Source organism: Pseudomonas sp. BIGb0164 (genome assembly GCF_024810135.1).
Lineage (GTDB): Bacteria > Pseudomonadota > Gammaproteobacteria > Pseudomonadales > Pseudomonadaceae > Aquipseudomonas.
This window is the reverse complement of the sequence record NZ_JANUEA010000009.1, coordinates 14,204-32,227: the sequence shown is the minus strand read 5'-3', so window position 1 is coordinate 32,227 and position 18,024 is coordinate 14,204. Positions and strand designations below refer to the sequence as shown.

Annotated in this window: 20 protein-coding genes and 1 tRNA gene; 15 read left to right on the top strand and 6 right to left on the bottom strand. The window is 59.7% G+C overall.

Annotation, left to right across the window (positions count from 1 at the left end):
* Nucleotides 1–101 precede the first annotated feature (101 nt).
* The 10 genes from ybgC to M2394_RS22410 all read left to right on the top strand — a co-directional run bounded on the left by ybgC (nt 102) and on the right by M2394_RS22410 (nt 7,143).
* A complete protein-coding gene (gene ybgC / locus M2394_RS22455; protein WP_015885610.1) occupies nt 102–557 on the top strand; it encodes a tol-pal system-associated acyl-CoA thioesterase in 456 nt (151 codons plus the stop codon).
* A gap of 1 nt (nt 558) precedes the next feature.
* On the top strand, nt 559–1,254 hold the full coding sequence (tolQ, locus tag M2394_RS22450; protein WP_010208111.1) for a protein TolQ: 696 nt from the start codon (nt 559–561) through the stop codon (nt 1,252–1,254).
* Between the two features lie 23 nt (nt 1,255–1,277).
* Nucleotides 1,278–1,730 carry a protein TolR gene (gene tolR / locus M2394_RS22445; protein ID WP_161634127.1) on the top strand — a complete coding sequence of 151 codons (453 nt, stop codon included), beginning with the start codon at nt 1,278–1,280 and terminating at the stop codon, nt 1,728–1,730.
* Nucleotides 1,730–2,803, top strand: coding sequence for a cell envelope integrity protein TolA (gene tolA, locus M2394_RS22440; RefSeq protein ID WP_178921803.1), 1,074 nt, complete (start codon nt 1,730–1,732; stop codon nt 2,801–2,803). Before tolR ends, tolA begins: the two co-directional genes overlap by 1 nt.
* A gap of 17 nt (nt 2,804–2,820) precedes the next feature.
* Complete coding sequence (gene tolB, locus M2394_RS22435) at nt 2,821–4,101, top strand: Tol-Pal system beta propeller repeat protein TolB (RefSeq protein ID WP_178921805.1); 1,281 nt, start codon at nt 2,821–2,823, stop codon at nt 4,099–4,101.
* Nucleotides 4,102–4,156: 55 nt separating this feature from the next.
* Nucleotides 4,157–4,657, top strand: a complete 501-nt coding sequence (pal, locus tag M2394_RS22430) for a peptidoglycan-associated lipoprotein Pal (protein WP_003209827.1) — start codon at nt 4,157–4,159, stop codon at nt 4,655–4,657.
* A 6-nt stretch (nt 4,658–4,663) separates the two neighbouring features.
* Nucleotides 4,664–5,500, top strand: a complete 837-nt coding sequence (gene ybgF, locus M2394_RS22425) for a tol-pal system protein YbgF (protein WP_178921807.1) — start codon at nt 4,664–4,666, stop codon at nt 5,498–5,500.
* 165 nt (nt 5,501–5,665) lie between these two features.
* Nucleotides 5,666–6,313, top strand: a complete 648-nt coding sequence (gene queE, locus M2394_RS22420) for a 7-carboxy-7-deazaguanine synthase QueE (protein WP_176994303.1) — start codon at nt 5,666–5,668, stop codon at nt 6,311–6,313.
* Nucleotides 6,314–6,329: 16 nt separating this feature from the next.
* Nucleotides 6,330–7,004 (top strand): 7-cyano-7-deazaguanine synthase QueC, encoded by a 675-nt coding sequence (queC, locus tag M2394_RS22415; protein ID WP_259174787.1) that lies wholly within the window; start codon nt 6,330–6,332, stop codon nt 7,002–7,004.
* A 63-nt stretch (nt 7,005–7,067) separates the two neighbouring features.
* Nucleotides 7,068–7,143: transfer RNA gene (locus M2394_RS22410), tRNA-Lys, on the top strand.
* Nucleotides 7,144–7,270: 127 nt separating this feature from the next.
* Here the strand turns inward: M2394_RS22410 and pstB are convergent.
* The 5 genes from pstB to M2394_RS22385 form a co-directional block, all read right to left on the bottom strand.
* On the bottom strand, nt 7,271–8,050 hold the full coding sequence (pstB, locus tag M2394_RS22405; protein WP_178921811.1) for a phosphate ABC transporter ATP-binding protein PstB: 780 nt from the start codon (nt 8,048–8,050) through the stop codon (nt 7,271–7,273).
* On the bottom strand, nt 8,050–8,922 hold the full coding sequence (gene pstA, locus M2394_RS22400) for a phosphate ABC transporter permease PstA (protein ID WP_178921813.1): 873 nt from the start codon (nt 8,920–8,922) through the stop codon (nt 8,050–8,052). The genes pstB and pstA overlap by 1 nt, the downstream gene beginning before the upstream one ends.
* Complete coding sequence (gene pstC / locus M2394_RS22395) at nt 8,919–9,914, bottom strand: phosphate ABC transporter permease subunit PstC (RefSeq protein WP_176994412.1); 996 nt, start codon at nt 9,912–9,914, stop codon at nt 8,919–8,921. The genes pstA and pstC overlap by 4 nt, the downstream gene beginning before the upstream one ends.
* A 64-nt stretch (nt 9,915–9,978) precedes the next feature.
* A complete protein-coding gene (gene pstS, locus M2394_RS22390) occupies nt 9,979–10,995 on the bottom strand; it encodes a phosphate ABC transporter substrate-binding protein PstS (RefSeq protein WP_178921814.1) in 1,017 nt (338 codons plus the stop codon).
* Nucleotides 10,996–11,143: 148 nt separating this feature from the next.
* Complete coding sequence (locus tag M2394_RS22385; protein WP_259174637.1) at nt 11,144–11,764, bottom strand: metalloregulator ArsR/SmtB family transcription factor; 621 nt, start codon at nt 11,762–11,764, stop codon at nt 11,144–11,146.
* Nucleotides 11,765–11,920: 156 nt separating this feature from the next.
* Between M2394_RS22385 and M2394_RS22380 the strand changes: the two genes are divergently transcribed.
* The 5 genes from M2394_RS22380 to M2394_RS22360 all read left to right on the top strand — a co-directional run bounded on the left by M2394_RS22380 (nt 11,921) and on the right by M2394_RS22360 (nt 17,076).
* Nucleotides 11,921–12,910 carry a catalase family peroxidase gene (locus M2394_RS22380; RefSeq protein ID WP_259174636.1) on the top strand — a complete coding sequence of 330 codons (990 nt, stop codon included), beginning with the start codon at nt 11,921–11,923 and terminating at the stop codon, nt 12,908–12,910.
* A gap of 35 nt (nt 12,911–12,945) precedes the next feature.
* Nucleotides 12,946–13,176: a hexameric tyrosine-coordinated heme protein gene (locus M2394_RS22375; RefSeq protein WP_259174635.1), complete on the top strand. Its 231-nt coding sequence runs from the start codon at nt 12,946–12,948 to the stop codon at nt 13,174–13,176.
* Nucleotides 13,177–13,423: 247 nt separating this feature from the next.
* Entirely contained in the window at nt 13,424–14,710 is a 1,287-nt protein-coding gene (locus M2394_RS22370) for an OmpP1/FadL family transporter (RefSeq protein ID WP_259174634.1), read from the top strand.
* 267 nt (nt 14,711–14,977) lie between these two features.
* Nucleotides 14,978–16,417, top strand: a complete 1,440-nt coding sequence (locus tag M2394_RS22365) for a lactate dehydrogenase (protein WP_259174786.1) — start codon at nt 14,978–14,980, stop codon at nt 16,415–16,417.
* Between the two features lie 242 nt (nt 16,418–16,659).
* A complete protein-coding gene (locus M2394_RS22360) occupies nt 16,660–17,076 on the top strand; it encodes a C40 family peptidase (RefSeq protein WP_259174633.1) in 417 nt (138 codons plus the stop codon).
* Between the two features lie 67 nt (nt 17,077–17,143).
* Here M2394_RS22360 and M2394_RS22355 read toward each other — a convergent pair whose 3' ends face one another.
* Nucleotides 17,144–17,968 carry a mechanosensitive ion channel family protein gene (locus tag M2394_RS22355; protein WP_178921824.1) on the bottom strand — a complete coding sequence of 275 codons (825 nt, stop codon included), beginning with the start codon at nt 17,966–17,968 and terminating at the stop codon, nt 17,144–17,146.
* Nucleotides 17,969–18,024 lie beyond the last annotated feature (56 nt).

Here is an 18,024-nt window from a genome sequence, read left to right as displayed (position 1 = left end):
TCCTAGTGGCTGGTGTCGTCACTCAGTGACTGGAAATGTTTCGATGGATGAAAAAACAGTTGCCCAGCCGGATTGGCAACCTGAGGAGTAAGCACTAGAGTATGCGCGCGCAAAACGGGGATCAGTCGTTCGCACATCGCTGTCGCGTTTATTACGAGGACACCGATGCGGGCGGCATCGTGTATTACGTCAACTACCTCAAGTTCATGGAGCGGGCTCGAACCGAGCGGCTACGGGAGCTGGGCTTTGCCCAATCCCAGCTGGCAGGGGAGGACCTGTTATTTGTCGTGCATTCCAGCGAGGCGCGGTATCACGCGCCGGCGCGGCTGGACGACGAATTGTTGGTCAGCGCTGAAGTAATCGAATTGAACCGTGTCAGCCTGCGCTTCAAACAGCAGGTCAGGCGGGCGACGGATGCAACGCTGCTCTGTGAGGGGCAGTTCCTGGTGGCCTGTGTGCGCACCAATAGTTTGAAACCCCGGGCCATTCCCGAAGCTCTACGTGCGGCCTTTGCCGACGTAAGCGGCGCGGGTAAACAATCAAAGCAGGAGATTTAGCGTGGAACCTACCGTCGTCGACCATTCCTCCATGTGGAGCCTGGTCAGCAATGCCAGTGTCGTGGTTCAACTGGTCATGCTGACCCTGGTAGCCGCATCGGTTACCTCTTGGGTCATGATTTTTCAGCGCAGCAACCTGCTGCGTGCCGGTCGACGTGCCCTGGAGAGCTTCGAGGAGCGCTTCTGGTCGGGGATCGACCTGTCCAAGCTGTATCGCCAGGCCGGCAGCAACCCGGACCCGGATTCGGGCGTCGAGCAGATCTTCCGCGCCGGCTTCAAGGAATTCTCCCGTCTGCGCCAGCAGCCTGGTGTTGACCCGGAAGCGGTCATGGAGGGCGTGGCCCGTGCCATGCGCGTTGCCATCTCCCGCGAAGAAGAGAAGCTGGAGCAGAGCCTGCCGTTCCTCGCTACCGTCGGTTCCGTGAGCCCGTACATCGGCCTGTTCGGTACCGTATGGGGCATCATGAACTCCTTCCGTGGCCTGGCCCAGGCCCAGCAAGCGACCCTGGCCACCGTGGCCCCGGGTATCGCCGAAGCCCTGATCGCCACCGCGATCGGCCTGTTCGCTGCCATCCCCGCAGTAATCGCCTACAACCGTTTTGCCGCCCGTGGCGAAAACCTGATTGGCCGTTACTACACCTTCGCCGACGAATTCCAGGCGATCCTGCACCGTAAAGTGCACACCAGCGAAGAATAAGCAGGTATTTCCCGATGGCTTTAATCACTCGAGCACGCACCAAGCGCAAGCCGGTCGCCGAGATGAACGTAGTGCCTTACATCGACGTGATGCTGGTGCTGCTGGTGATCTTCATGGTGACCGCGCCGATGCTCAACCAGGGTGTGAAGGTTGACCTGCCCAAGGTTTCCAGCGAAGCCTTGCCCCAGGACAACAACACCCAGGTGCTGACCATTTCGATCAAGTCCGACAAGACCTATTACTGGAACCTTGGCAGCGAAGTCGACACTCAGAAGCAGCAGGACAAGGCGCTGACCTTGCCGGCGATGACCGATGCGGTGACCAAGATCATTCGCTCCGGCAACGAAGGCGGCAAGCACACCCAGGTCTTCATCCGCGGTGACAAGGCGGTCGACTACGGCTCCGTCATGGGCGCCATGGGCGGGCTGCAGAAGGCCGGCGTGGGTAACGTTGGCTTGATTACCGAGGCGCCCTGATGCAGCAACAGCGAGAGCCGTCCGCCTCGGAAAGCTACTTCTGGCCTAGCGTCTGGGCAATTGCCCTGCACGTCTTGGTGTTTGGCATGCTGTTTGTCAGCTTTGCCATGACTCCGGACCTGCCGCCAGCCAAGCCGATCGTGCAGGCGACCCTGTATCAGCTGAAATCGAAGAGCCAGGCCACCACCCAGACCAATCAGAAGATTGCGGGTGAGGCCCAGAAGTCGGCTGCGCGCCAGACTGAAGTCGAGCAGATGGAACAGAAGAAGGTCGAGCAGGAAGCGGTGAAGGCTGCTGCGGAACAAAAGAAAGAAGAGGCGGCTCAAAAGGCCGAGGAAGCGAAAAAGGCTGACGAAGCGAAGAAGGCCGACGAGGCGAAAAAGGCTGATGAAGCCAAGAAAGCCGAGAAAGCTGCCGAAGCGAAAAAGGCCGAAGAGAAACAATTGGCTGATATAGCCAAGAAGAAAGCCGAAGACGAAGCGAAGAAAGCTGCCGAAGAAGAGGCCAAGAAAAAGGCCGCTGAAGACGCCAAGAAAAAGATAGTCGAAGACGCGAAGAAGAAAGCCGCCGAAGACGCCAAGAAAAAAGCTGAAGCAGACGAGGCGAAGAAGAAAATCGCCGACGACGCGAAGAAGAAAGCTGCCGCCGACGCCACCAAGAAAAAGGCCCAGGAAGCAGCGCGCAAATCCGCCGAAGAGAAAAAGGCCCAGGCCTTGGCAGACTTGCTCTCCGACACGCCGCAGCGTCAGCAAGCCTTGGCCGATGAGCAGGGCGATCAAGTCGCGGGCAGTTTCGACGACCTGATTCGAGCGCGGGCAGCAGAAGGCTGGACACGTCCACCTTCGGCACGCAAAGGCATGAAAGTGGTACTGCAGATCGGTATGTTGCCGGACGGTACGGTGGCTTCGGTCGGCGTGGCCAGTTCCAGTGGCGATGGATCGTTCGACAGTTCGGCGGTTGCAGCGGTCAAGAACATTGGCCGGTTGACCGAGATGCAGGGAATGAAACCAAGTGACTTCGCTCCCTATCGTTCATTCAAGATGACATTCACACCTGAGGATCTAGCCCCGTGAGAAACATTCTTCGAGGAATGCTTGTCGTTATTTGCTGTATGGCAGGGATAGCGGCGGCGGATGAAAAGAACATCCTGGTCACCAGCGGCAGCGATCGGGCCACCCCGATTGCCGTCGTACCGTTTGGCTGGCAGGGCGGCAGCGTGCTGCCGGACGACATGGCCCAGATCGTCAGCGACGACCTGCGCAACTCCGGTTACTACGCGCCAATCGACAAAGGCAACATGATCAGCCAGCCGACCCAGGCCAGCGAAGTCATCTTCCGCGACTGGAAAGCCGTGGGCGCGCAGTACCTGATGGTGGGCAACATCGTGCCAGCCGGCGGTCGCCTGCAGATCCAGTACACGCTGTTCAACGTGGCCACCGAGCAGCAGGTCCTGACCGGCAGCGTCTCGGGTACCGCCGAGCAGATTCGCGACATGGCCCACTACATTTCGGACCAGTCGTTTGAAAAACTCACCGGTATCAAGGGTGCGTTCTCGACACGCCTGCTGTACGTTACGGCTGAGCGTTTCTCTGTAGACAACACTCGTTACACTTTGCAGCGTTCGGACTACGACGGCGCCCGTGCCGTGACCTTGCTGCAATCCCGTGAGCCAATCCTGTCGCCGCGCTTTGCGCCGGACGGCAAGCGTATTGCCTACGTGTCTTTCGAACAGAAGCGTCCGCGTATCTTCGTCCAGCACATCGATACTGGCCGTCGTGAGCAGATCACCAACTTCGAAGGCCTCAACGGCGCGCCTGCCTGGTCGCCGGATGGTTCGCGCCTGGCGTTCGTGCTGTCCAAGGACGGCAACCCGGATATCTACGTGATGAACATGGCCACGCGCCAGATCACGCGTGCAACCAGCGGCCCGGGCATCAACACCGAACCGTTCTGGGGCAAGGATGGTTCGACCATTTACTTCACCTCTGACCGAGGCGGCAAGCCACAGGTCTACAAGGCTAATGTGAATGGTGGTGGTGCGGAGCGTGTTACTTTTATTGGTAACTACAACGCCAACCCTAAACTTTCGGCCGATGAAAAGACGTTGGTAATGATTCACCGTCAGGATGGTTTCACTAATTTCCGGGTTGCGGCCCAGGATTTGCAGCGTGGAACGGTAAAAATCCTTACAGATACCAACCTTGATGAGTCAGCCACTGTTGCGCCCAACGGCACCATGGTAATCTACGCCACCCGCCAGCAGGGCCGGGGAGTCTTGATGCTCGTGTCCATTAATGGACGTGTAAGGCTCCCACTTCCTACCGCTCAAGGCGAAGTCAGAGAACCATCCTGGTCCCCTTACCTGAACTGACGCGGCGCTACAAAAAGATTTGCTTAACACACTGGGGTTCATTAGGAGTTTCACGATGGAAATGCTGAAGTTTGGTAAGTTTGCTGCTCTGGCTCTGGCTCTGTCCGTAGCCGTTGGTTGCTCGTCTAAAGGCGGCGACAATGCCGGTGAAGGCGCAGCTGTTGATCCAAACGCTGGTTACGGCGCTAACACTGGTGCAGTTGACGGCTCCCTGAGCGAAGAAGCTGCTCTGCGCGCTATCACCACTTTCTACTTCGAATACGACAGTTCGGACCTGAAGCCAGAAGCCATGCGCGCTCTGGACGTTCACGCGAAGGACCTGAAAGCTAACGGCGCTCGCGTTGTTCTGGAAGGTAACACCGACGAACGTGGTACTCGTGAGTACAACATGGCACTGGGCGAGCGTCGTGCGAAAGCCGTTCAGCGCTACCTGGTACTGCAAGGTGTTGCTCCAGGCCAACTGGAACTGGTTTCCTACGGTAAAGAGCGTCCAGTTGCTACTGGCCACGACGAGCAGTCCTGGGCTCAGAACCGTCGCGTCGAACTGCGTAAGTAATTCGTCATGCGAACGTGCCGTCGTGCTCTAACTGTATTGGCTCTCAGCCTCGCACCGCTTGCGGTGTGGGCTGCGGTTCCTGTGGAAGATAGCAACTCTGGCTATAACAATAGCGGGAGCAGTTATCCGCCAGCGGGTTATGGCACGAACGGCGCCTATGCGGGGGGAGCGGCTACGTCCGCCCCCTCGGCACAGGGCGAACTGTTCAACCAGCTGCAACGTATGCAGGATCAAATCGCGCAGCAACAAGGCGCCATTGAAGTACTGCAGAATCAAGTGAACCAGCTCAAGCAAGAAGGCCTGGAGCGATACCAGGATCTTGATCGACGCATTGGAGCCGGCGTTCAACCTGCCGCAACTCCTGATAATTCTTCTACCGGTGGCGCGCCAAACGCTGCTGCCGGTGGTGCCGCAGCAGGGGCCGTGGCTGCCAGCCAAGCCCCTGCCGCCAGCAGCGAACCGGGTGATCCGGCGAAGGAAAAGCTGTATTACGACGCAGCCTTCGACCTGATCAAAGCCAAGGATTTCGATAAGGCCAGCCAGGCCTTTACCGCATTCCTGCGCAAATACCCAAACAGCCAGTACGCGGGCAACGCCCAGTACTGGTTGGGTGAGGTGAACCTGGCCAAGGGTGATCTGCAAGCAGCAGGCCAGGCATTTGCCAAGGTCAGCCAGCTGTACCCCAAGCACGCCAAGGTGCCGGATTCGCTGTACAAACTCGCTGACGTAGAGCGCCGCCTGGGTCATACCGACAAGGTCAAAGGCATTCTGCAGCAGGTGGTGGCCCAGTATCCCGGGACATCCGCTGCCCAGTTGGCTCAACGGGATTTGCAACGCTTGTAAGCGATGCTTGCCCGTTTAGAAGAAACCCGCGCCTGACGCGGGTTTTTTCGTTAGAATCCACGCCCTTTTATGAAACACGCTTCCTGGGGTTTACGCGTTGGCGGGATCCCTTGAAGTGCCTGACGGAGGCGGACAGCCTGTTTAGCTGTTACGCCCGTGGCGACTATGCAAGACACATTACGCATCACCGAAGTTTTTTACTCGTTACAGGGTGAAACGCGAACGGCTGGCCTGCCCACTGTATTTGTGCGGCTGACCGGTTGCCCTTTGCGTTGCCAATACTGTGATAGCGCCTACGCCTTCAGTGGCGGCACTGTGCGCACCCTCGAAGACATCCTGGAGCAGGTTGCCAGCTACCGGCCGCGCTACGTCTGTGTGACGGGCGGCGAGCCCCTGGCCCAGCCCAATGCCATCCCTTTGCTCCAGCAGCTGTGTGACGCCGGTTACGAGGTTTCCCTGGAAACCAGCGGCGCCCTGGATATCTCCGCGGTCGACCCGCGTGTGAGCCGGGTGGTCGACCTCAAGACCCCGGGCTCCAAGGAGGCGCACCGCAACCGCTACGAGAACATCGAGCTGTTGACGGCCAACGACCAGGTCAAGTTCGTCATCTGCTCCCGTGAAGACTACGACTGGGCGAACTCCAAGCTGATCCAATATGGCCTGGATCGTCGCGCGGGCGAGGTGCTGTTTTCCCCAAGTCATCACGACCTGAACGCACGGGACCTGGCCGATTGGGTGGTTGCCGATAACCTGCCCGTACGCCTGCAGTTGCAGCTACACAAATACCTTTGGAACGACGAGCCGGGACGCTGATATGACTGAACCCACGATTGATCAAAAACGCGCTGTAATCCTGTTGTCCGGTGGCCTCGACTCCGCCACCGTGGTGGCGATGGCCCAGGCACAAGGCTACAGCTGCTACACCATGAGCTTCGACTACGGCCAGCGCCATCGCGCCGAGCTGAACGCCGCCGCTCGCGTCGCCCGTGAAATGGGTGTGATCGAGCACAAGGTGATCGGCCTGAACCTCAACGGTATCGGCGGCTCCGCATTGACCGACAGCAGCATCGACGTGCCGGAAGCGCCGAGCGAAGGCATCCCGATCACCTACGTGCCAGCGCGCAACACCGTGTTCCTGTCCCTGGCCCTGGGTTGGGCGGAAGTGCTCAACGCCCGTGACATCTTTATCGGCGTGAATGCGGTGGACTATTCGGGCTATCCGGACTGCCGTCCGGAGTTCGTCGAGTCGTTCGAGCGCATGGCCAACCTGGCGACAAAGGCCGGTGTAGAGGGGCAGGGCTTCCGTATCCTCGCGCCGCTGCAGAACCTGAGTAAGTCCGATATCGTGAAGGCTGGCGTAGGACTTGGCGTCGATTACTCGCTGACTGTTTCCTGCTATCAGGCAGACGATGACGGCCGTGCTTGTGGGAAATGTGATAGCTGCCGACTGCGTGCAGAAGGCTTCCAAGCGGCCGGAATTGCGGACCCTACGCGTTATTTCTGATTTATTTAAAATAAGGTGTTGAATAATCCTTAGAAATCAGTATTATACGCGCCACCACACAGCGGGTCGTTAGCTCAGTTGGTAGAGCAGTTGGCTTTTAACCAATTGGTCGTAGGTTCGAATCCCACACGACCCACCATATTTGGCGGTTTAGAAAATCCGGAAGGCCCACGCAAGTGAGGATTTCCGGGTTTTTTTTTGCCTTGCGAAAACACAACGGGGGAGCCCCCTTAAGGGCTCCCCCGTTTTTTTTGGCCGAGCGGCTATCAGCCAAAGCGCCCGGTGATGTAGTCCTCGGTCTGCTTCATCGTCGGCTTGGTGAAGATCTCATCGGTATTGCCATACTCGATCAGCTCCCCCATGAACATAAACGCGGTGTTGTCCGACACCCGCGCCGCCTGCTGCATGTTGTGGGTCACGATGATCACCGTGTATTGGGTCTTCAGCTCGGTGATCAATTGTTCGATACGCCCGGTCGAGATCGGGTCGAGTGCCGACGTGGGCTCGTCCAGCAGCAATACCTGCGGGCGCAGCGCGATGGTGCGGGCGATGCACAGACGCTGCTGCTGGCCGCCTGAGAGGCTCTGGGCGCTCTGGTTGAGCTTGTCCTTCACCTCATCCCACAGCGCGCCACCGCGCAGGGCCTGTTCGACGCGGTCGTTCATCTCGCGCCGCGACAGTTTCTCGTGATGGCGCACCGCGTAGGCGATGTTGTCGTAGATCGACATCGGGAACGGCACGGGCTTCTGGAACACCATGCCGACGTGGCTGCGCAGGCGGTTCATCGAATAGCCGGGGGCGAGGATGTTCTCGCCATTGAGCAGCACTTCGCCGCGCGCTTCCTGCTTAGGGTACATCGAGTAGATGCGATTGAACACGCGCAGCAGCGTGGACTTGCCGCAGCCCGACGGGCCGATGATGGCGGTGATGCGTTTTTCCGGGATATCGATGTCGATGGATTTCAGGGAGCGCTGGTGGTTGTAGAAAAACTCCAACCCACGCACGCGGATTTTGGTTTTTTCGTGATCTATGCCGGTGGCGTCCATCAGTGAGACCTATTGCGTAAAAGGATCAGGCGAGATGCCAGGCTGAGCAGCAGCACGAACAACGTCAGGACCAATGCACCGGCCCAGGCGAGCGCGTGCCAGTCTTCGAACGGGCTCATGGCGTACTGGAAAATGACCACGGGGACACTGGCGATCGGCTTGAGCAGGTTGCTGCTCCAGAACTGGTTGCCGAAGGCGGTAAACAGCAGGGGCGCGGTCTCCCCGGTGATCCGGGCCAAGGCGAGCAAGATGCCCGTCACCACACCGGCCTTGGCCGCCCTCAGCACGATCTGCAGCGTCAACTTCCATTGCGGCACACCCAGGGCCAGCGCCGCTTCGCGCATGGTCGAGGGTTGCAGCTGGAGCATTTCATCGGTGGTGCGCACCACCACCGGAATCACCAGCAGGGCCAAGGCCAGCGCACCGGCGATGGCGGAAAACCCCACCTGGTGATTGGTCAGCAGGTTCAGCGGCAGGATGACGGCGGTGTAGACAAACAGCCCCAGCACGATCGACGGCGCGGACAGCAGGATGTCGTTGATGAACCGCACCGTGGTGCCCAGGCGTGAATGGCGCGCGAACTCGGCCAGCCAGATACCGGCCATCAAGCCGATGGGCGTGCCGATCAGCAAGGCAATCACCGACATCAGCGCACTGCCATAAAACGCGTTGGCCAGGCCGCCTTCGGTGCCGGGGGGCGGGGTCATCTGGCTGAACAGGCGCAGGTTCAGTGCTTGAAACCCGTTGATGATGGTCGTCAGCAGGATCCACGCCAGCCACAACAGGCCAAAGGCCGTGGCGGCGCAACTGAGGAACATCGCTACGCCATTTTTGAGTGCGCGTTTGCGGTAGAGGCGTTCGTTGGGACTCATAACCCCTCCTTGCGGGACAGACGCATGAGCAGCAGCCGGGCCAATGCCAGCACGACAAAGGTCACGATAAACAGCAGGAAGCCCAGGGCGATCAGCGCGGAGCGGTGCAGGTCGGTGTAGGCCTCGCTGAACTCGTTGGCGATGACCGACGCAATCGAACTGCTCGGCATCAGCAACGACGCAGAAAATTGCTGCGCGTTGCCCAGCACGAAGGTGACCGCCATGGTCTCCCCGAGTGCGCGGCCCAGGCCGAGGAAGATGCCGCCGACCACCGCCGAGCGTGTGTAGGGCAGGACGATGTCCCACACCACTTCCCACGTCGTGCTGCCCAGTGCGTAGGCCGATTCCTTCAACTGTGTCGGCACGCTGCGAAACACTTCATGCATCACCGACGTGATGAACGGCATGATCATCACCGCCAGCACAATGCCTGCGGTCAGCATGCCAATCCCCAACGGCGGCCCTTGGAACAGCGAGCCCACGAAGGGCAGGGCGCCCAGGTAGTCGTTGATCAGCGGGGACAAGTGCTCGGCCATGAACGGCCCGAACACGAACAGCCCCCACATGCCGTAGATGATCGATGGGATGCCAGCCAGTAACTCGATGGCCGAGGCCACCGGCATTTTCAGCCAGGGCGGTGCCACTTCTGTCAGGAAGATCGCGATGCCAAAACTCACCGGCACCGCAATCAGCAAGGCCAGGAAAGACGTCACCAGGGTGCCGTAGATGGGCACCACGGCGCCAAAGTGGTTGTTGACCGCATCCCACTCGGTGCTGGTGATGAAGTCAAAACCGAAGGTGCGGAAGGCCAGGCCTCCGCCCCAAAGCGTCGAGGCCGCGATACTGGCCAGCAACAGCAGCACCAGCATGGCGGCCCCGAACATCGAGCGTTTGAACCACAGATCGTGGCGTTGATCGCGAGCGGCGCGGCGGTCGCCGTGTGTGTCGCTGGCGTGAGTAGTCATAACCAGAGGTTGGACGGTGTCGTTCATATCAGATGTGCTCACCGTCGCCCTCAATCACCCAGGTGATTGAGGGCGGTGGTCGTAGGGCGAATCAGTGGGTGAAGTCAGACTTCCAGTAACCTTCGATTCGCGACACCAGAGAGTCCGGCAGTGCTACGTAGTCCAACGCTGCCGCCTGCTGTTGACCTTTTTCCAGCGACCACTTGAAGAAGCTGAACGCCGCCTGGCTTTGCTCAGCATTCTTGGGCTGCTTGTACATGATGATCCAGGTGGTGGCCGTGATTGGCCATGCGCCTTCGCCTGGGGCGTCTGTCATGATCAGGTTGAAGTCCTTGGCGCTGGCCCAGTCGGCGGTGTCCGCAGCCGCCTGGAAGGCCTTGGCGTTAGGCTCGACGAATTTGCCCGAAGCGTTCTTCAACTGGGCGAAAGTCATTTTGTTCTGCAGCGCGTAGGCGTATTCCACGAAGCCGATGGAGTTCTTGATCTGCTTCACGTAGGCCGAAACACCTTCGTTGCCTTTGCCGCCCACACCCACTGGCCAGGGTACGGTGGTGCCGAAACCGATCTTGGTTTTCCAGCTGTCACTGACTTTGGACAGGTAGTTGGTGAAGTTGTACGAGGTGCCCGAACCGTCAGAGCGATGCACCACGGTGATGTTCGCGCTGGGCAGTTTCAGGCCCGGGTTGAGGGCGGCGATGGCCGGGTCGTTCCAGGCCTTGATGTCACCGAGGAAGATTTTCGCGAGGGTGTCGCCGTCGAGTTTCAGCTGGCCTGCGGCCACGCCCTCGACGTTCATCACCGGCACGATGCCGCCGATCACGCTGGGGAATTGGCCCAGGCCACCGGCCTTGAGGTCATCGGCCGACAGCGGGGCGTCGGAGGCGCCGAAGTCGACGGTGGCCGCCTTGATCTGGGCGATGCCGCCACCCGAACCGATCGACTGGTAGTTGATGCGGTTGCTGGAGTTCTTGCTGTAGTCCTGGGACCACTTGGACAGCACCGGGTACACAAAGCTGGAGCCGGCACCGGTCACGTCGGTGGCGTGGGCCACGCCGCTCAGGCACAGGGCGGACAACAAAACAGACAGCGTTTTTTTAGTCGGCAACATCACGACAACACCTCAAGGGAAGGGGTAAGTGGAGGGGTCCACCTGTCTAAGACGTGACGATTTAATTCCCGATATGTGTCTTTTTGATGACGGTTTGGCTTTATGAAGAAACATTTAGAAATGTTTGCGATTGGCGGTGCCGACCGCCTTATTCAGCCGTCGCTGGCTGTTGTTCGATGAAGTACTGGCAAATCAGCCGATCTTCACGCAGGCACTGCTCGCTCGCCGGCATCCCCGTGGCTTCGGAGAAAAACGCCGCCATCGCCCGGCACACGCACTGTTCTTCGCGCACCACGCTGCCCACCGGGCAGGTGAAGTTGCGCACCATCACGCCGCCTTCTTGCGGCACGGCCTCAGTGCTGGCGCCCAGGGCATCGGCGGCGGCCATGGCGGCGCGCAGGCCGCTGTCGAACGTGGCAGGGTTGGCCAGGCCGGCACGTTGCGCGAGTTGGCGACCGGTCTGTTCCAGCACATCGCCCAGTTCGTCGACGTCGTAGCGATCCTTGAGCGTGGCGAGCAATTGGGTCAGCAACACTTGGTAGGCCGTGGACGTCACGTCCTCACTGCCCGGCGCCGCTTCGAACACCACCGGCGGTTTGCCCACTGTGTTGCGCGGGCGAACCTTGCTGCGCCGCACCAGCCCCTCGGCCTCCAGTTGCTTGAGCTGCACGATCACCGCATTGCGCGTGACTGCCAGGGATTCGCACAACTGCACCACGGTGAGTGGCTCGCGCTGGAGGAGGTGCAGGATGTCACTTTTGGTACTCACGAGTGGCTCGGTTCGCTGGGGTTTGAGGGAGGCTGAGTATAACGCCATACGGCGTGGATCGAAGAGGAAAAACAATAATGACAAAACATATTGTCATTATTGTCGTTAGGTGATTAGAATTCGCCGAAATCCCCCACCCACCCGCAGGTCCGTCCCATGAAAAACGCCCAACGCTTGTTGATCGCGCTCCCGTTCGCCTTCTCCTTGATAGGCAGCGCCCTGGCGCAAGACCCACCGCAATCGTCCACACCCACCCAACTGGTGGACGCCTTGAACGGCGTCTTCGGTAAACACGCCGGCGCCCGTGCGGTGCATGCCAAAGGGACCGTGCTCGAAGGCCGTTTCACCCCAAGCCCTGCCGCCGCGGCCATCAGCAAGGCGCCGCACCTGCAAGCCACGGCGGTGCCGGTCACCGTGCGTTTCTCCAACTTCGCCGGTATCCCGGACATTCCGGACAACCACGGCCTGGCCAGCCCACGTGGCTTGGCGGTGCGTTTCAGCCTGCCGGGCGGTGGCAGCACCGATATCGTCGCGCACTCGTTCAACGGCTTTCCGTCGCCTACGGCCGATGATTTCCGCGACCTGCTGATTGCCCTGGGCACCAGCGGCCCGGATGTCGCCAAGCCGACCCCGCTGGACGGCTACCTCGGCACGCACCCGGTGGCCAAGGCCTTCCTCACCGCACCTAAACCGGCGCCGCAAAGCTTCGCCACGCTGCCGTACTACGGCGTGAACACGTTCCGCTTCATCAACGCGGCGGGTAAGGTCACCTTCGGTCGCTACCAGTTCCTGCCGGTCAGCGGCAGCCACTTCCTCAGCGAGGCGCAAACCGCCAAGGCCAAGCCGGATTATTTGAGCGACGAGATCCAGCAGCGCATCGCCAAGGGCGCCGTGCGTTTCAAACTGGTGGTGCAGCAAGCCGCCGAGGGCGACAAGCTCGACGACCCGTCCATCGCCTGGCCCGCCAGCCGCCCCGTGGTAGAACTGGGCACGCTTGAAATCACCCAGGCCGTGGCCGACAACGTCGCCGCGCAGAAAAGCCTGATGTTCCTGCCCAACAACGTGCCGGCCGGCATCGAACCGCAGGATCCGATGATCAATGCGCGTTCCGCCGCCTACCCTGTTTCATTCGGCCGTCGGCAGTAAGCCATCGCCCCATCGATAATAAGAGGAACGCCCTGATGAGTCTGATACCGAACAATTCACTGATCACCGCCACCCCGGAAGAGGGGCGCGAGCTGGCGATCAAGATGGCGCGGCTGGTGATCAAGGCCACCCAACCCGACGAGGCGGTGCGCGGCCGCTTGCGCGATGTGTACGCCAATGACGCGGCAATGCTGATAGGCATCGGCCAGGTGGTGGCGACAGAATTCGCCACCATCGCGGCGGCCAATAAATACTGGAACCCGTAGGGCGAAGAGGGCAGCCAATGCTTGCCATTGGCTGCCCCTGAAAAACGTTGGAATCGACAGGGTCAACGGTGTGAAACCCGCCGGTCACGATCGGGTTAAAAAGTCATAAAAAGACAGCGTAAAACGCTCAAAGTCTTTGAAACCAATAGGATTGTCCGACAATCCTGAGCATGAAAAACTCTTCATAATCGCCCCGCTCGATCGTTGGTAGTTTCCTCATCGCTGCCCAATCATTCGAGTCCTAATAATGAATAAAAAAACTCTGAGAAGCGCCCTGGCGCTCGCCGTTTCGCTTGCCTCCACACACCTGCTCGCCGGTGGTTTCGCGCTCAATGAACAAAGCATCAGTTCAATGGGTACGGGCTACGCCGGTCGCTCTTCCTCGGCCGACGACGCCAGCACGGTGTTCGGCAACCCGGCCGGCATGTCCCGCATCAAACAGAATGAAGTGAGCATCGGCGCGACCTACCTCGATGCCAAATCCAACATCAAGGACGCCAGCTCTTCCCAAGGCGGCGCCGACAACCCGGGCACCAACAAAGGCGACATGGTCCCCGGCATTGCCGTGCCGATGGGCTACCTGGTCACGCCGATCGATGAGCACTGGGCCTTTGGCCTGGGGGTCTACGCTCCGTTTGGCCTGGTGACCGACTATGAACACAGCTTCCAGGGCAACGGCTTTGGCAACAAGAGCAAGGTTCAGGTCATCACCGTGCAGCCGACCGTCAGCTACGCGTTCAACGACAAGGTCTCGGTCGGTTTCGGCCCTACCTTCAACAAAATCAGCGGCGAGCTGGATTCCAAGGTCCCGGCGTTTGGCCTGGGCACCGAAACCGCCAAGATCAAAGGGGATGACACCGCCACGGGCTTCAACGCCGGTATCCTGGTGCAGGCCCTGGACAGCACCCGCATCGGCGTCACGTACCACTCGCAAGTGGTCTACCACCTGAGCGGTCACACCAACGCCTCGGGCGTGCTGACCGACCTGCTGGACGGCGGGCCGCAGAAGTATGACGCCAAGCTGGACGTCACCACCCCATCGTCTGTGGACTTCTCGGTCACCCACCAATTGACCGATGACCTGACCCTCTACGTGGGCAGTACCTACACCCGCTGGAGCCAGTTGAAGAAGATCACGGTCAACAACACCGGCGTGTCCGACCTCACTGCGCAACTGGCCGGCCTGGACTCCATCACCGAAGAGCAGCACTGGCACGACACCTGGTCCCATGCGATCGGCCTGTCGTATCAGCTCAACAAGCAATTGGTGCTGCGTACCGGCTTCTCGGTGGACCAGACCCCAACCAACAACACCGACCGCTCCGTGCGTATTCCGACGGGCGACCGCACCGTGTTCAGCCTTGGTGCCGGCTGGACCCCTGTGGATAACCTGACCTTCGACGTGGCCTATTCCTACCTGAAGGAAGAGCCGATCAAGGTGCGCGACAACAACCCTCAGTTGGCCCTGACCTACGACGCCAAGTACGAAAACAGCGCCAATGGTTTTGGTGGTTCGGTGACTTACCGCTTCTGACCTGAAGATAATGGCAAAGGGCCGGTTTTTTGACGTGGCCCTTTGCCGTAAATTTTGATCTCAATGCTGTCAATCGCGGCGTGTCTTGGTTAGATTGAAGGCTAATCAGCTTTTAAGACACGGACTGTCATGACTACGCTAACGCCGATCATCGCGACCAATCCCCTCATTCTTCGCGCCGCCACGACCTCACCCCCGGCAGCACTGGCCAACACCCTCGACGTCTCGCCGACCAGGCCCTCTTCCGTGGTCAGCCTCGGAAATCCCGTGGCCGACGTTATCGATCTCTATTCCAAAAACGGGCAGCTCCCCGGCCGCGAGACCGTGTGGGCCTGGGAAAACGATAATCAGGACGCCGTCACCCAGTTGATCAGCCAACGCTTCGGTTCAATTTCCACGGCCAGCCGTTACAGCGGCCTCGGTGCTGCGTTGGTGGATCAGTTCATCGGGGGCGGCGGGGCGGGGATTTCACAATCGGTGCTCAACACCACGGCAGAGCGTGCCGGTGATACGGGCGGGATCAAGGCCGACCAGGCGGTGTTGCACAGCAAGGCCGACAACCAGGTCAGCCTCAGCATCAAGACCGCCAGCGGCAAGACGGTGACGTTCAGCCTGTTCAGTCAGAAACACGGCTTGGGCGTGCAGGCCACCGTCGACGGCGGCGATTTGACCGCGGATGAACTCAAAGCCGTCGGCCAATTGGGGGCGGCGTTTCAGGCGTCGGTCGATGGCTTGACCGCCGTACCGCCGAAACTCGACCTGAGCAAACTGACCCAGTTCGACACCCACGTGCTGAAGTCGGTGGACCTCAACGCCAAGCTCAAAAACCAGGCGGACGAGGACCTGAGCCTGGCGTTCCACGCCGACAGCCAAACCCGCACCACACGCATGAGTGGCCCGGCCGGTGACATCGACTTGGCCGTGGACCTGAAAAACACCGCAATACAGGGTGACGCCAAACAGCAAGCCAACGCGCTGAAAACCTACCTCGCCCAGTTCGACCGGGTGCAGGAGCGCGGTAGCGCCAATGCTGACTTGATGGCGATGTTCAAGGACGCGTTCAGTGCCATGAACAGCAACCATCCCCAAACGGTTGGCGCACCGAATGCCTTGAGCAACAACCCGACCGACAAAGGTTTGCTGACGGGGCTGGCGGACTTCAAGGCCTCGATCAAGCAGGCCGTCGGTGCGTCCAACCCGATGCGTCCTAAGGAAGTCGACAGCTTCTCCTACACCGTGTCGCAGAAGACCGAGGTCAATGGCCGCAGCAGCGCGGACCGCAGCGTGACCCAGAACCAGCAGTCGGTGCTGTCGGCAAACTTCCACAAAAGCCTCGGCGGTGGCGAGCCACCGGTGTTGGATGATACCCGCAAATCGCAGAACTACCTGTATGTGCACGTGCAGGACAAGGCCAGCAGCACCGCGAGCTTCTCCTATAAGGATGGCCAACTGGCGAGTGCTTCTGTGTCGCAGTCGGCGGTGCAGAACACCCGGACCCAGAAGTACGAGATGGCCCAGTTGGTGTCAGACACGGTGGAGCCCAAAGATGGCTCGTCCAAACGCGACTACCTGGCGTTGCTGGAACACGCAGCCAAGGAGGTTAAAAAGTCCAAGGACGCGTTGGAGCAATCCACCTTGAAGGACGCCCTGGCGGCCATGCAGGGTTCGGTGTTGCTGCATGACTATCCGGCTGTGCTGATGCACTGACGTTGTCTTACCGATAAGCGTAGGAATTTCCGTTTGTCGGCCTAAGAGCGCTCCCAAGATTACTGAGACAAGTCTCATATTTTGGGAGGGTTCCTATAAATACCCTTGTGTTTCTTCTGGTTTAGAAACATTCAAGGGTGTTTATCGTGTTCAAGTTATCGTTAGTGGCAGGTTCTGTTTTTTGTTTGTTCGAGTATTTATTCGCATCTATTTCCCGCGCCGACGCGATGAACGTGAGCTTTATGCGCCACGACTCAAGCCTCGCCGCCCAGGCGAACCCCAGGATCAACGGCGTGGTGGAGCGGGCCCACGAGCTGATCGGCACGCCTTACCGCTGGGGCGGCCAGACAGTCAAGGATGGCTTCGATTGCAGCGGGCTGCTGGTGTACCTGTTCCGCACCGAGGCCGGTATCAAGCTGCCGCGTACCACCACCACGATGCTGGCGTCGAACGCCAAGACCGTGGCGCGCAACCAATTGAAAGTCGGCGACGCCGTGTTCTTTAAACATAACGGGGCCGCGCAGCTTAAACATGTGGGGATCTACATCGGTAACGATCGCTTTATTCACTCGCCCAGGACCGGCAAGACCATCCGCATCGACTCGTTGAGCAACACCTATTGGAACAAGAGCTACCTGACCGCCAAGCGCTTTCATTGATCAACACGCGTTAAACAAAAAAGCCCCGCCTCTGCCAAGAGCGCGGGGCTTTTTTGTGCCGGCCGGATCACCCCTGGACCAAGGTCACCACCCGTTGTGGGAAGGGAATGCCGATACCCTGTTTGGCCAAGGCACAGCGGGTTTTCTCGTTGAGCCGGTACAGCACGTCCCAGTAGTCATCATTGTCGGTCCACACGCGCAGCGATACGGTGATCGCACTGTCGCCCAACGTGGTCACCACCACCACCGGCTCGGGGTCGCGATGAATGCGCGGGTCGTCGCACAGGCCCAGCAGCACCTGCCGCACGGTGTCCAGGTTGGCGGTGTAGTCCACGCCCACGTCGAACACCACTTTGCGCGTGGCTTCGCTGGAGAAGTTCACCACCACCCCATTGGACAAACCGCCATTGGGCACGACGATGCGTTTGTTGTCGGTGCTGAGAATCACCGTGTGGAAAATCAGGATGGCATCGACCGTGCCATACACGCCCTGAACTTCGATTTTGTCGCCCACCTTGAACGGGCGAAACAGCAGGATCAACACGCCACCGGCAAAGTTGGCCAGGCTGCCTTGCAACGCCAGACCAATCGCCAGGCCCGCCGCACCCAGGGCGGCGACAAAGCTGGTGGTCTGCACGCCGACCATCGAGGCCACGCTGATCACCAGCATGATCTTCAGGGCAATCTTGACCAGGCTGCCGACGAAACCCTGCAAGGTTTTGTCGACGCTGCGCTTGCCCAGCACTTCACCGATGCGCCGCGTCACCGTGCTGATGAACCACCAACCCAGCACCAGGGTGAGGCCGGCCAGGGTAATGTTCAGGCTGTGTTCCAGAATGACGGGTAACCAAGCCTCGCTGTGTTGAATCAGTTGATCGAATTTGAAATCCACGTTGCACCTTGTCGCGATAAAAAAAACGGCCCGCGCAGTGAGCGCAGGCCTTGTGG

Coding starts and splice junctions, on each gene's coding strand:
- ybgC (WP_015885610.1), top strand. CDS start 102: ATGCGCGCGCAAAACGGGGATCAGTCGTTCGCACATCGCTGTCGCGTT.
- tolA (WP_178921803.1), top strand. CDS start 1,730: ATGCAGCAACAGCGAGAGCCGTCCGCCTCGGAAAGCTACTTCTGGCCT.
- tolB (WP_178921805.1), top strand. CDS start 2,821: ATGCTTGTCGTTATTTGCTGTATGGCAGGGATAGCGGCGGCGGATGAA.
- pal (WP_003209827.1), top strand. CDS start 4,157: ATGGAAATGCTGAAGTTTGGTAAGTTTGCTGCTCTGGCTCTGGCTCTG.
- ybgF (WP_178921807.1), top strand. CDS start 4,664: ATGCGAACGTGCCGTCGTGCTCTAACTGTATTGGCTCTCAGCCTCGCA.
- queE (WP_176994303.1), top strand. CDS start 5,666: ATGCAAGACACATTACGCATCACCGAAGTTTTTTACTCGTTACAGGGT.
- pstB (WP_178921811.1), bottom strand. CDS start 8,050: ATGGACGCCACCGGCATAGATCACGAAAAAACCAAAATCCGCGTGCGT.
- pstA (WP_178921813.1), bottom strand. CDS start 8,922: ATGAGTCCCAACGAACGCCTCTACCGCAAACGCGCACTCAAAAATGGC.
- pstC (WP_176994412.1), bottom strand. CDS start 9,914: ATGAACGACACCGTCCAACCTCTGGTTATGACTACTCACGCCAGCGAC.
- pstS (WP_178921814.1), bottom strand. CDS start 10,995: ATGTTGCCGACTAAAAAAACGCTGTCTGTTTTGTTGTCCGCCCTGTGC.
- M2394_RS22380 (WP_259174636.1), top strand. CDS start 11,921: ATGAAAAACGCCCAACGCTTGTTGATCGCGCTCCCGTTCGCCTTCTCC.
- M2394_RS22375 (WP_259174635.1), top strand. CDS start 12,946: ATGAGTCTGATACCGAACAATTCACTGATCACCGCCACCCCGGAAGAG.
- M2394_RS22370 (WP_259174634.1), top strand. CDS start 13,424: ATGAATAAAAAAACTCTGAGAAGCGCCCTGGCGCTCGCCGTTTCGCTT.
- M2394_RS22360 (WP_259174633.1), top strand. CDS start 16,660: ATGCGCCACGACTCAAGCCTCGCCGCCCAGGCGAACCCCAGGATCAAC.